12 protein-coding genes are annotated in these 12,414 nt (G+C 72.3%); 6 read left to right on the top strand and 6 right to left on the bottom strand.

Annotated elements, in window-relative coordinates; all coding sequences use genetic code 11:
- Nucleotides 1-225 precede the first annotated feature (225 nt).
- On the bottom strand, nt 226-1,401 hold the full coding sequence (locus FAF44_RS16250) for an Ig-like domain-containing protein (protein ID WP_237103997.1): 1,176 nt from the start codon (nt 1,399-1,401) through the stop codon (nt 226-228).
- 213 nt (nt 1,402-1,614) lie between these two features.
- Between FAF44_RS16250 and FAF44_RS16245 the strand changes: the two genes are divergently transcribed.
- The 4 genes from FAF44_RS16245 to FAF44_RS16230 all read left to right on the top strand — a co-directional run bounded on the left by FAF44_RS16245 (nt 1,615) and on the right by FAF44_RS16230 (nt 5,220).
- The gene (locus FAF44_RS16245; protein WP_237103996.1) at nt 1,615-2,250 is read left to right on the top strand and encodes a TetR/AcrR family transcriptional regulator; all 636 of its coding nucleotides are present in this window, start codon (nt 1,615-1,617) and stop codon (nt 2,248-2,250) included.
- Between the two features lie 106 nt (nt 2,251-2,356).
- A complete protein-coding gene (locus FAF44_RS16240; protein WP_237103995.1) occupies nt 2,357-2,842 on the top strand; it encodes a DUF3224 domain-containing protein in 486 nt (161 codons plus the stop codon).
- Between the two features lie 85 nt (nt 2,843-2,927).
- Nucleotides 2,928-3,764 carry an NAD(P)H-binding protein gene (locus FAF44_RS16235; protein ID WP_237103994.1) on the top strand — a complete coding sequence of 279 codons (837 nt, stop codon included), beginning with the start codon at nt 2,928-2,930 and terminating at the stop codon, nt 3,762-3,764.
- 37 nt (nt 3,765-3,801) lie between these two features.
- On the top strand, nt 3,802-5,220 hold the full coding sequence (locus FAF44_RS16230; protein ID WP_237103993.1) for an FAD-dependent oxidoreductase: 1,419 nt from the start codon (nt 3,802-3,804) through the stop codon (nt 5,218-5,220).
- Nucleotides 5,221-5,229: 9 nt separating this feature from the next.
- Here the strand turns inward: FAF44_RS16230 and FAF44_RS16225 are convergent, their stop codons facing one another.
- The 4 genes from FAF44_RS16225 to FAF44_RS16210 all read right to left on the bottom strand — a co-directional run bounded on the left by FAF44_RS16225 (nt 5,230) and on the right by FAF44_RS16210 (nt 9,226).
- Nucleotides 5,230-6,048, bottom strand: coding sequence for an SAM-dependent methyltransferase (locus tag FAF44_RS16225; RefSeq protein WP_237103992.1), 819 nt, complete (start codon nt 6,046-6,048; stop codon nt 5,230-5,232).
- Nucleotides 6,049-6,240: 192 nt separating this feature from the next.
- Nucleotides 6,241-7,581, bottom strand: coding sequence for an NAD(P)/FAD-dependent oxidoreductase (locus FAF44_RS16220; RefSeq protein WP_237103991.1), 1,341 nt, complete (start codon nt 7,579-7,581; stop codon nt 6,241-6,243).
- Between the two features lies 1 nt (nt 7,582).
- Nucleotides 7,583-8,167, bottom strand: a complete 585-nt coding sequence (locus FAF44_RS16215) for a PadR family transcriptional regulator (RefSeq protein ID WP_237103990.1) — start codon at nt 8,165-8,167, stop codon at nt 7,583-7,585.
- Between the two features lie 75 nt (nt 8,168-8,242).
- Nucleotides 8,243-9,226, bottom strand: coding sequence for a helix-turn-helix transcriptional regulator (locus FAF44_RS16210; protein ID WP_237103989.1), 984 nt, complete (start codon nt 9,224-9,226; stop codon nt 8,243-8,245).
- A 402-nt stretch (nt 9,227-9,628) separates the two neighbouring features.
- Here FAF44_RS16210 and FAF44_RS16205 point away from each other — a divergent pair, with 402 nt between their 5' ends.
- The gene (locus FAF44_RS16205) at nt 9,629-10,519 is read left to right on the top strand and encodes a serine/threonine-protein kinase (RefSeq protein ID WP_237103988.1); all 891 of its coding nucleotides are present in this window, start codon (nt 9,629-9,631) and stop codon (nt 10,517-10,519) included.
- A gap of 31 nt (nt 10,520-10,550) precedes the next feature.
- Here FAF44_RS16205 and FAF44_RS16200 read toward each other — a convergent pair whose 3' ends face one another.
- Nucleotides 10,551-11,189, bottom strand: a complete 639-nt coding sequence (locus FAF44_RS16200; RefSeq protein ID WP_237103987.1) for a TetR/AcrR family transcriptional regulator — start codon at nt 11,187-11,189, stop codon at nt 10,551-10,553.
- An 80-nt stretch (nt 11,190-11,269) separates the two neighbouring features.
- Here FAF44_RS16200 and FAF44_RS16195 point away from each other — a divergent pair, with 80 nt between their 5' ends.
- Nucleotides 11,270-12,388: an acyltransferase gene (locus tag FAF44_RS16195; RefSeq protein ID WP_237103986.1), complete on the top strand. Its 1,119-nt coding sequence runs from the start codon at nt 11,270-11,272 to the stop codon at nt 12,386-12,388.
- Nucleotides 12,389-12,414: the final 26 nt, after the last annotated feature.

The following is a 12,414-nucleotide window of genomic DNA, read 5'->3' as shown; positions in this document are numbered from 1 at the left end:
ATGACCGGAGGCACCCTCTACCTCTGGAACGGCAAAGGCGGCAACAAATTCGGCCCCGCCACCGAAGTCGGCTCCGGCTGGACCCCGTACTTCTGACCCACGGCCCGTCGCCGGATCGCGCCGGTGACATACGGCGGCCCGGGCCGGAGTCCGGGCCGCTGCGTCTCATGCCCTGGTTCTTGCGGCGGCCCGCACGTACCCGAGCCCGCCCGGCTCAGCACCCGGTCACACCGGCGACGGCTTGGCCAGGGCGCTGCCCGCCCGCCACTCCTCCCACGTCTTGGTCCACGGCGTCGGCCCGTTGCCGAACTCGAGGTCGCGCGAGGTCCCCTGAACCTTGATGATGTCCCCCCGCTGGGTGAAGTTGTAGAACCAGCGGGCGTTGTCCATGCTGACGTTCACGCAGCCGTGGCTGACGTTGCGGTTGCCCTGCGCGCCGGTCGACCAGGGCGCGGCGTGGAAGAACATGCCGCTGTAGGTCATCCTGACGTTCCACTTGGTGTGCGCGTAGTACTCGCCCGGCCTGCCGATGGTGGCCGAGTCCATGAGGAAGTCGGGGGCCTTCTCCTGCGCGATCATGGTGCCGGAGAAGCTCTCGTCGCCCCGCTTGCCCAGGCTGACCGGGATCGTCCTGACGACGTCGCCGTTCTTGCGGACGACCGCGCGGTGCGTCTTGTTGCGGATCTTGGTGATGTGCTCGGGACCGATGGTGAAGCTCACGCTGCGGTCCCTGCCGCCCCAGAGGTTCGGCCCGACCCGCAGGCCGGCCAGGTGGGCGACCACCGTCACCTTCTCCCCCGACGGCCAGTACACGCGCGGCCGGTACTGCACCTCCCGGTCGCTCACCCAGTTCCAGGAGCCCTCGACCGGCTGGGACATCTGAACCGTCAGCGAACGCTCGACCGCGGCCCGCGCCTCCTGCCCGGCCACCGGGTGCGACAGCAGGAGCTGGATCGGCATGCCGACGCCGACCTTCTCGCCGTTCAGCGGCGACATCCCGCTCTCCAGCACCCGCTTCGGCTTCAGCGTCGTGAACGCGACCCGCTTCGTGACCGGCCTGCCGTCCGTGCCGACGGCCTGGACGATGGCCGTGTACGCCGTCGCCGGCTTCAGCGGCCAGGTCGGACGCCATGTCCCGTCCGCGGCCACGCCCCCGCCGACCCGGTGTCCCTTGGCGTCGGCGACGGTCACGGCGGCGACCTTGCCGTCGGTGACCCTGACGCTGATCCCGGTGTCCGGGGCGACCTTCTTCGCGCCGTCGGCGGGCGCGATCGACAGCTTGGCCGCCCGTCCCGCCGGCTGCTGCTTCTCGGGCAGCGGGCTGGAGCCGCCCGACGTGCACCCGGCCGCCAGAAGCAGCGCCATCGTGAAGGTGCTGATGAGTATGGTGCCGCTTCGCATCGCCGATGCCTCCGCTCCCCGCCAAATAGGCATATGTCCAGCTAGGTCACTCCTTGCTGCTACGGAGTGCGTTATGCCCATCACTGAGAGTAGTCATGCGGACATGCATCGATGAGTGATGACTTGCTGTGAGATCCCCTGCCACGCAAGGGGTTCCGCATCTCACGCGCGGCGTCTTGACGCCCATTCAAACTGAACAGTACGGTTTGGCTCATGACGGCGGCGAAGACGGCCCAGGAGTCGGCACGCAGCGAGGCCAAGCGGGCCCAGATCCGGCACGGGGCGACCCGCGTCTTCCTGGCGGAGGGGTTCGCCGGCGCGACCACGGACGCCATCGCCAAGGCCGCGGGCGTGTCCAAGCAGACGCTGTACGTCTACTACCGCAGCAAAGAGCAGCTCATGGTCGACGTCCTCACCTCGCTGCTGGCGAGGTTGAACCGCGATCACGCGGTGCTGGAGGGCGAGCGGCCGGTGGGCTCGCTGCCCGAACTGCGGGCCACGCTGGTCGAACTGGCCTCCGAGGTGCTGACGGCCATCTCCGGCAGCGACTATCTCGCGTTGTCGCGCGTCATCATCGCCGACTCGCCGCGGGTGCCGGAGATCGGCCGGCTGTGGGCCCAGACGATCACCGGCGGGATCCGGCTCTTGGTGATCGGGCTGCTGGAGCGGGCCCGCGAGGCCGGGGTCGTCGTCGTGGACGACGTGGAGGCGGCCACCCGGCTGCTCACGGGCGGCCTGCTCACCTACATCCTGCCGGACGGGATCGTGGCCGTGGACGGGCCGGTGACCGCCCCCGACCGCGAGCGCGTCGAGCGGATCGTGGACCTGTTCCTGCGCGCGGTCACCTGAGTTCATCGGGCGTCGATCATGGACGCCTTTCGCAGGCCCGTCAATCAAACTGAACAGTTTGGTTTGACACTGGCCGGGGACGACCCCGGCGGAAGGGAAGGATCACATGCCATTCACCTGGGGCGGCCTCACCGAGGCCCCCGACGGCTGCGCCGAGGCGCGGCCACCGGCCGGCGCGGTGACGCACACCAGCTCCGTCGAGGTGCTCACCATGGCCAGGCAGGACATCGGCCCGCAGGTCGAAGGCGGCCCCGCGGTCTTCGCGACGCTCATGACGGAACGCTTCTCCGGCGGCATCGAGGGCACCGGGCACGCCGACCACGTACGGGTGGTGCAGCCGGACGGCTCGCAGATCGTCGCCGGGGTCGAACGGGTCGTCGCCACCGTCGACGGCCGCTCCGGCAGCTTCGTGCTGACCTCCTACGGCCACGCGGACCGGCCGGGGACGGGTCAGGGCTACTGGACGGTGGTCCCGGGCTCCGGCACGGGCGGGCTGACCGGGCTGCGCGGGCGCGGCGAGTTCACCGTGGCGCTCGGGCCGGACGGGGTCTGGCGGGCCGAGGACAGCTTCACCCACTGGTTCGACCAGTGAGAGCACAGACGTCCGCGACGCCGGGCGGTCAGGCCGAAGCGACGGCGCGGCATCTACGGCAACTCCCCACAGAGAAGAGCACCGCATGATCCTCGTCACCGGCGCGACCGGCAACATCGGCAGGAACGTCGTGACCCGGCTCCTCAACCACGGCCGCCCCGTCCGGGCCCTGACCCTCGACACCGCGCGGGAGGCCGGGCTGCCCGACGGCGTGGAGGTGGTCACCGGCGACATGTGCGAGCCCCGGGTGCTCGCCGCGGCGCTGCGCGACGTGCGCCGGGTCTTCCTCTTCCCCGTCTTCGGGGTCTTCGACCAGGTGCTGTCGGCGTGCGTCGCCGCGAAGGTGGAGCAGGTGGTGCTGCTCTCCTCCGCCGTCGTGACGTTCCCCGAGCCGGGCTGGCTCGGCCGCGAGCAGGCCCGGCTGGAGACGGCGGTGCGCGAGTCCGGCCTCGGCTGGGCCTTCGTGCGGCCGACCTATCTCATGGCCAACGACCTCAACTGGGCGCCGCGGCTGGCCGCCACCGGAGCGGTCACCGGGGCGTACGGCGACGCCGCGCTCGCCCCCGTGGACGAGCGGGACGTGGCCGCCGTCGCCGCCCACCTCCTGACGAACCGCCTGACCGGCTGCACGTTCGAGCTGACCGGCCCGCAGGCGCTGAGCCAGGTCGAACGGGTCCGCATCATCGGCGAGGTGACCGGCCGGTCGGCCCGCTTCGACGAGACGTCCGCCGGCCAAGCCGCCCGCGAGTTGCGGGAATGGGTTCCCGAACCGGCGGTGGAGCAACTACTGAGCATCCTGCGGTCGGCGCGGGACCGGCCACACCGGGTGCTGGACACCGTACGGACGCTCATCGGCGAGCCTCCGCACACCTACGCCCAGTGGGTCGCACACCACCGCGACCGCTTCCTGGCCCCGGCATGACCCGGCCGGCCCCCTTCCCGGCTCTGTGCGGAGGTGAATGATGGACGACGTGCTCATCGTGGGCGCGGGACCGAGTGGCCTGATGGCCGCCTGCGAACTCGCCCTGGCGGGCGTCTCGTGCCGGATCCTGGAACAACGGGCCGAGGAACCCGGCATCACCCGGGCCTTCGCCGTGCACGCCAGGGCCCTGGAACTGCTCGACGCCCGCGGGCTGGCCGACGACCTGGTGCGACGCGGCCACGCCATCCGCCGGGTGTCACCCGCCTACGCCTCGAACGTGGACTTCACCCGGCTCGACAGCCGCTACCCGATGATGCTCATCGTGCCGCAGAGCGGCACCGAGCACCTGCTGGAAGCCCGGGCGACGGAGCTGGGCGCGCGGATCGTGCGCGGCTCCCGCGTGACGGGCCTCAGCCAGGACGCCGAAGCCGTCACCGTGCGCCTCCAGGACGGCTCCCGGTCACGCGCACGGTACGTGATCGGCGCGGACGGCGCGCACAGCACCGTACGCGACCTCGTCGGCACCGGGTTCGACGGCGACACCTACACCCTGCCCATGGTGCTGGCCGACGTGCGCATCCCCGAGACGGGGCAGGACGGCCCGCCCATCAACGTCACCGGCCCGGACGGGGCGGTGATCGCCGTGCCGTTCGGAGACGGCTGGTTCCGGGTCGGCGCGTGGCTGCTGGACGGCCCCGGCCAGGACAAGCCGCCCCGGTTCGCGGAGATCCGCGATGCCTTCCACCGCATCGCGGGCACCGACTACGGGATGAGCGAACCGCGGTGGATCTCCCGCTTCGTCACCGAACGCCGCCAGGCGCGGCAGTACCGCTCCGGACGCGTGTTCCTGATCGGCGACGCCGCGCACGTCAACTCGCCCATGGCCGGCCAGGGCATGAACACCGGCCTGCAGGACGCGATCAACCTCGGCTGGAAGCTGGCCGCCGCCGTGCACGGGTGGGCGCCGTCCTGGCTGCTCGACACCTACCACGGCGAACGCCACCCGGTCGGGGCGGCGGTGCTCGCGATCACCGACCGGCTCACCCGGATGGTGCTCTCCGGTTCCCGGGTGCGGCTGGAGCTCGGGCGGCGGGCCATGGCCGCGGCCCTGCGCACCGGCCCCGGCCGCCGCCGCGTCCTCGGGCTGCTGTCCGGGCTGGAGATCTCCTACCCGCCGCCCGGGACCGGGGCCCACCCGCTCGCCGGACGGCGCGCGCCCGACGGGCCCACCACGCGGGGACGGTTGTACGAGGTCCTGCGCGACGGCCGGTTCGTCCTGGCCGGTGCCGACGCCGACGATCAGGTCACGCGGCCGTGGCCGGACCGCGTCCGGCAGGTGGGCGCGCCCGGCCTGCGTCCTGAGGCGGCGCTGATCCGTCCCGACGGGTACGTGGCCTGGGCCGGGCCGCACCACGAGACCCGGCAGGCGCTGCGAACCTGGTGCGGCGTCCCCTGACCGGCGCCGTCAGGGGACGCGGGCGACGCCGCAGAGGATCTCCGCCCCGCTGGGCCCGGACAGCGCCGGGTCGAGCGGGGCGGCGTCGGGACGCCACGCGTTGGACGACACCAGGCCCGGCTCCAGCATCTCCAGCCCCTCGAAGAAGCCGGTGATCTGCTCGCGGGTGCGCGGGGTGACGTTGCCCGCGCTGGTCCTGCGGTAGACGTCGCGACCCTCCCCCACCACGGCGCTGTCGAGTTCGCCCACCGTCACGTGCGAGATGATCAGGTGGCTGCCCGAGGGCAGGGACTCGCGGATGGTGCGCACGATGACCTGGGCCTGGTCGTCGTCCGGGATGAAGTGCAGCACCGCGACCATCAGCACGGCCAGCGGCCGGTCGAAGTCGAGGTGGCCGGTGACGTCGGGGTGCCCGAGGATCGCCTTGGGGTCGCGCATGTCGCCCGCCACCACGACGGTGTCGGAGGTCTCGGCGAGCAGGGCGCGGGCGTGCACCAGCACGATCGGATCGTGGTCGACGTAGACCACCCGGGCGCCGGGCGAGACGCGTGCCGCCACCTGGTGCACGTTCTCCTGGGTCGGCAGGCCGGTGCCGAGGTCGAGGAACTGGTCGATGCCGTCCTCGGCGGCCACGCGTACCGCGCGGCCCAGAAACGCCCGGTTGGCCTGCGCGATCTCCCTCGCGTTCGGCGAGAGCTGAATGATGCGGGCGGCGGCCTCGCGGTCCGACCGGAAGTGGTCCTTGCCGCCGAGCAGGAAGTCGTACATCCGGGCCACGCTCGGCACGTTCGGATCGACTCCCGCGGGTGCCCGCTCCTGTCCCATCATTCGCAGTTCTCCCTCTGATGGCGTTCAAACGATCTTAAGGGAACACTCGCGGGAGTTTCGCGGGTTTGACCAGGTTTCCCCTCCCACCAGGACCACGCAGCCGACTTCAACCGGGGGACGTCAAGGCGGCGGTGGACCAGCTCCCGCAGGCGTTTCGTCAGGGGTTGAGCCGGGCGCCCCGGCGCCGCGGGGTCATGACACCGCGTGGCGTTCGGGTTCCTGGGGGGTGGTGTCGGTCCAGTTGCCGCCGAAGGTCAGGCGCCTCAGCGCCGGCGCGTTCCGGCACAGGCGGAACCAGTTCTTCGCCGCGCCCCTGACGAGAGGGCTGCCGGAGATCATGAAGCCGGTCAGCCGGCGCGCGGCCCGTACGGCGTGGAAGCCGTGCTCGCGCATCTGCCGCTCGTAACCGGCGACGGCCGTGACGAGAGCGACCTCGCCGCGGCAGGCCGCCGAGAGCCTGCTCGACAGCAGGGCCGCGTCGCGCAGGGCGACGTTGGCGCCGAAGCCCAGGGCGGGGGTCATGCTGTGGATGGCGTCGCCGAGCAGGGTGATCGTACTGCTGGGCCAGGCGCGTACCGGGACCGAGGTCCTGAACGGCATGAGGCGCAGGGTGGCCGGGTCGGCGTCGGCGAGCACGCGGCGCAGCACGGGGTCCCAGTCCCGGGTCATCGTGCCCAGCAGGCGCTGGAGCCCCTCGCCGTCGAGGTCGGACACGCCGGGCGGGTAGGCGCGGCGGTGCGCGATGAACGCGAGCAGCAGGTAGTCCCGCACCCCGGAGGCGAGGGCCGCCAGGTCCACCCCGAACCCGCTCGGGCCGGTGGCACGTTCCATGCGCCGTTCGCCGTTGAAGGTGGCGGTGAACAGCACGCTGTCGCGGGGCGGCAGGACGAGGTTGAGCCCGTCGGCGAAGTCCGGCGGCAGCCAGGCGCGGGTGTGCTCGTCGAGGGGCAGCCGCCCGCCGACGGCCAGCGCGTCGGTCTGGACGGTACGCGCCTGCGGCAGGTACTGGCGGCGCACACGCGAGCGGGCGCCGTCGGCCCCGACGAGGACGTCCCCGGTGGCCCGGGTGCCGTCGGCGAAGAACGCGGTCACCCGCCCGTCGGAGCCGCGCTCGTAGCGCTCGTACGTCTTGCCGTACTGGATCACTCCGTCCAGGCCGGCCGTGAGCAGGGCGTGTAAGACGGATCGGCTGGTGGCGTACTGGGCGTCGGCGGCGCTGCCGGCGTCGCCGGTCATCACGCCCTCCTCCACGAACACCAGCCGCTCGCGGCGGTGGGTGTGGAAGCCGAAGCCCGGCCCGGGGTGGCCGGAGGTCGCGGCGAAGGTCTCCCACAGCGGACGGGGCAGGCACTGGTGCAACGACCTCGCGCCCATCTGGTTGACGTGGATGCGGTAGCCCTGCACCCAGTCGTCGGCGCCGCGACCGCGTTCGAAGACGCGCACGTTCGCGCCGGACGGCCGCAGCCCGTGGGCCAGGCACAGGCCGCCGATGCCGCCGCCGATCACGATGACGTCGAGGGGACGGGAGGTCATGTCAGGCTCCTTCCGGGGAGTCGGCGTCGCCGTCCGCGTTCAGGTCGGCCAGGATGGCGGGCAGGTCCTTCAGCAGTTGTTCGTGCCAGGTGACCTCGGCCTGGACGCGGGCGATGGTGTGGTCGAAGCCGTACGGCTCGAAGCCCTTCAGGTGCGGGGCGGCGAGTTCGCGCAGGCGCTGCCACGACCGCAACTGCGCCGTCCATGCCTGGTAGCGCTCCTCCAGGGCGGCGCGCAGTTCGTGCTCGCTCATCCCGACGCTGAGTTGCAGCGCCAGGTTGACGGGGTCGGGGCGCAGGCGGGTCTCGCGCAGGACGGCGTCGCGGAGCGCGGCCAGTTCGAGCAGTCCGTCGTCGGTGATCGCGTAGATCGTTCTGGCCGGGAGCCGGCCCTCCTGCTCGGTGCGGACCGTTTCGATCACGCCCTCGTTCTCCATCCGGTGCAGGGCGCCGTAGAGGGATCCGACCTTGATGTCGCTCCACAGGTCGGTCCGGTCGGTCTGCGCGTACTGCCGGATCTGGTGTCCGTGCATGGGGCCGCCGCGGGCGAGCGAGCCCAGGATGAACAGGCGGGTGCTGTTGCTCATGGAGGTACTCAAACACGAGTAGCGCCGACCGATCAAGAGCGAGTACTCATATAAGAGTAGTCGTTCAGGGGTAGGTCACCCGTGCTGGAGGACGTCCCGCCCCAGGGCGGTCAGGACGTGGAGGACGGCCGGGCCGTGCCGCTGGCTGCTGATCAGCCCCGCCTCGCGCAGCACGGTGGTGTGCCGGCTGGCGGCGGCCGGCGAGATGCCCGTGCGGCGGGCCAGCTCGGTGGTGGTGGCCCCGACGTCGATGGCGTGCAGGACGGCGGCGCGGGTGCCGCCGATCAGGGCCTTCAGCGGCGCGGGCGCGTGCTCGGCCGGCTTCCAGCGGAACTCCGGAGCCAGCGGGTAGATCAGCGTCGGCGGCAGTTCCGGATCGGCCGGCGCGACCGGGACACGACGGCAGAAGAAGGACGGCACCAGCCGCAGCCCCCTGCCGTCGAGGTGCAGGTCGCGGTCCACGCTGTAGTCGACCTCCAGCACCGGGGAGCGCCAGCGCATAAGGGGCCGCATGCTGGCCAGCAGCTCTTCCACACCCCCGTCGAGCAGGTGACGGACGCGCTTGGCCCGCTCGGCGTCGAGTGCCGCCTGGATGAGCTGCTGGTGCGGCGCGATGGCCACCTCGTGGTAGGCGTTCAGCGCCGCGGTGACCTGCGCGATCGTGGCGTCGTCGCCCCGGGCGAGCGGGACGGCCCAGTCGGGGACCGGCGCGTGGCGGGCGAACCGGCGCAGTTCGTGCGCCAGCCGGGCCCGGGGGGTGGACCGCAGCGCCGCCAGGCCGGGTCCGAGCCCGTCGCGGGCCGCCGCCGGGGTGAGGAAATCAGGAAAGTACGGGGCCGCCGGGGCCAATGCCGACAACCACCGGATGCCCGGCTCGGCCCGGGCCAGCAGGGCCCGATTCTCGTGCAGCCGGTGAATCCACGGACGCAGCGTCAGGGATTTGTCGCGGTCGTGCAACCGAAATCGGCTGAGCAGCAGCTCCCAAAGCGGGTCCGCGGTCGCGGCAATGGTCGTTCTCGCCAGATCGTCGGCCGTGAAGTGAATGCGTAACAATCCCATCGTCATCCCACGGGCGGCTCGGACGGAATGCCCGCAACGGCGGCTCTCCGGCACGGGCTCTGGTCACCCGACCATACTGCTTCGCCCGTCCGGGCGCATGGTCGCGACCGCGCGCAAAGGCCCTTGTCACGGTATTCAGTGCGCACCACAATCGCGACCAGCGGCGTCAACGAAAACGGCGTGACCGAATATCTCCGCCGACGCCCGGCCTTTTCCCGCGCGGCGGAATGCGCGCCCCCGACCGGCCGGGAGCCATTCCGCGAGGCCGGGACGCGCGAATGAGCCCGGCCGGGCCCGCGCGGGGGCGGCGTTTGCACCTCAGCGCAAAGGCGCTTGTCCCGATATTCCGGGCTCTTCACAATCACACCGGGCCGCGACGCAGGGGAGGACACCGGTGAACGGATGACGGACGCACCTGCGCGACACCTGCTCGCGGGCCGCTACCGGCTGCGCGGGCCGGTCGGCGCGGGCGGCATGGGCAGGGTCTGGCTGGCCCGCGATGAGTTGCTCGGACGTGACGTGGCGGTCAAGGAGGTGCTGCTGCCCCCGGCGGCGCACGCCGCCGACCGGGCCGCGGCCTACGAGCGGGTGCTCGGCGAGGCGCGGATCGCCGACCGGGTGCGGCATCCGGGCGTCGTCCGCCTGCTCGACGTGGTCGCGCACGGCGGCCGGCCGTGGATCGTCATGGAGATCCTGCACGGGCGTTCGCTGCGGGAGGCCGTCGGCGCGGAGGGGGCGCTGACGGCCCGGCGGGTGGCGGCGATCGGCGGCGAGGTGCTGTCCGCGCTGGCCTTCGTGCACGCGTCCGGGGTGCTGCACCGCGACGTGAAGCCCGCGAACGTGTTCCTGCGCCGGGACGGCCACACCGTGCTGACCGATTTCGGCGTCGCCACGGTCGAGGGTCAGGCGCCCGCCGCCGAGGGGATGGTGGCCGGGTCGCCCGGCTACATCGCGCCGGAGCTGCTGCGCGGCGAGCGGGGCGGGCCCGCGTCGGACCTGTGGTCGCTGGGCGCCACGCTCTACTACGCGGTCGAGGGCGTGCCGCCGTACCCGGGTGACACGCCGCCGGCGGTGCTCGCGGCGGTGCTGACCCTGCCGCCGCGCCCACCGGTGCTGGCGGGCGGCGCGCTGTCGCCGGTCCTGCTGGCGCTGCTGGCACGGGCCCCGGCCGACAGACCGGACACCACCGCGACCCGCGCGACGCTGGCGAAGATCGCCGAAACCGGCCCGGCCGTGGCGAGCACGGAACCCGGCGCCGCCATGGAGAGCGCGGAAGCCGGCCTGCGGGGGTGAGCGCGCGCGGGGCCGTAGGAGGAGGACGACCTCAGGAGTCTTGTTCGCCGGGGAGCGGCAGCAGGCAGGTCAGTACGGTGGTCAGCGCGCGTCCCACAGCCTCGGCGTCGACCGACTCGGGATCGGCGATGTGCTCGTTGACCAGGCCGTTGGTCAGGCAGTGCAGGATGAGCGCGGCCTGGTCGAGATCGACGGCGGGACGGGCGCCGGTGCGCTCGGCGACCTCGGCGATCGACCGGGCCGACCCTGCACGCTGGGCGCGGCGCATGGGGGCGAGGATCTGCCGGGTGGGCTCGTCGCGGGCGGCGCGGGCGGCGAACTCCAGGCCGAGGTGCCCGCGCCCGCCGTCTTCCACGATGCGCCGGGTGACCAGCGAGACCACCCGGCCGATCAGCGTGGGCAGGTCGTCGGTGTCGCGGATCTCGCCGCGCACGGCGGCCAGTTCCGTCTCGGCGCCGTCGCCGAGGATCGCGCCGAACAGCTCCTGCTTGCCGCCGAAGTTCGAGTAGACGGCTCCCTTGGTGAAGCCGGCGCCGGCCGCGATGTCCTCGATCCGGGCGTCGGCGTAGCCGCGTTCGGCGAACACCCGCGCCGCCTCGGCCAGCAGCCGGCGGCGCACCTCCTCGCGTGGCACGCGCCGGTTGTGGCTCTGCTGCCGATCATCGTTCACGCCCATAGCATACCGAAAGTACTCAATACTTTCGGTATCGTACGGAGTATCTTGATCACCTTTCCGCATCGGAGGCACCTTTGACGACCGCGACGACGACGGCGACGCCCGCGCAGGGCGGCGGACGCCGGAACCACATCGACTGGCTGCGGAACCTGGGCATCCTGTTCCTGTTCCCGTACCACACGGCGCGGGTGTTCGACGGGGGCGCCGCGTTCTACGTGAAGGGGGAGGTGAACACCTTCTCCACCGTGCTGGTGCAGTTGTCCTACTGGTTCATGCCGCTGCTGTTCCTGCTGGCCGGCTCGGCCAGCTTCTACGCCCTCAAGCGCAGGTCGGCGGGCCGGTACGTCCGCGAGCGGGCGTCCCGGCTGCTGGTGCCGCTGCTGTTCGGCGTGCTGGTCGTCGTTCCGCCGCAGGCGTACTACGCCATGCGCTTCCACCGCGGGTACGAGGGCTCCTACGCCGGCTTCCTGTGGACGTACTTCACCGACTTCTCCGACTGGTCGGAGTACGAGGGCGGCCTCTCCCCCGCACACCTGTGGTTCGTGCTGTTCCTGTTCCTCATCTCGGCGGCGCTCGTCCGGCCGATGCTGGCGCTGATCAGGCGCGGGTACACGCCGGGCTGGCTGCGGCGACCGCTGCCCGCGCTGCTGCCGGTCGTGGCGCTGACCGCGCTGTCCGCCCTGCCGGAGGTGGGCGGGAAGAACATCTTCGTCTTCGCCGCCTACTTCGCGCTGGGCTTCCTCATCGTCACCGACGACGCCGTCATGGACATGATCGAGCGGTGGCGGGCGCTGTTCCTGGCGCTGGCCGTGTCGGGAGGCGCGGGCGTGCTCCTGCTCGGCGGCCAGGACGGCCTGCCCGCGACGGCGGTGCGCGACCTCGCCTGCTGGACGGCGTTGCTGGCCCTGCTCGGCTACGGCAGGCGGCACCTCGGCGGCGGGGCGAAGGCGGTGGCGTACTGCAACGAGGCGGCCTTCCCCGTGTACGTCCTGCACCAGACGTTCCTGGTCGCCGCGGGCTGGTACGTCCTGCACGTCACCGCCGCCGGGCCCGTGCCGTACGTGCTGATCATGACCGCGGCCTTCGCGCTCAGCCTGGCCACCTACGAGATCGTACGGCGCTGGGGGCCGGCCAGGTTCGTCCTCGGCATGGGCCGCCGCAGGCCGGTACGCGGCCCGGCGCACCAAGGCTAGCTCGCGCTCCGGGCCAGGACGTCGTC

Source organism: Nonomuraea sp. MG754425 (assembly GCF_021699195.1).
Lineage (GTDB): Bacteria > Actinomycetota > Actinomycetes > Streptosporangiales > Streptosporangiaceae > Nonomuraea.
This window is presented reverse-complemented; position numbering and strand designations above follow the sequence as displayed.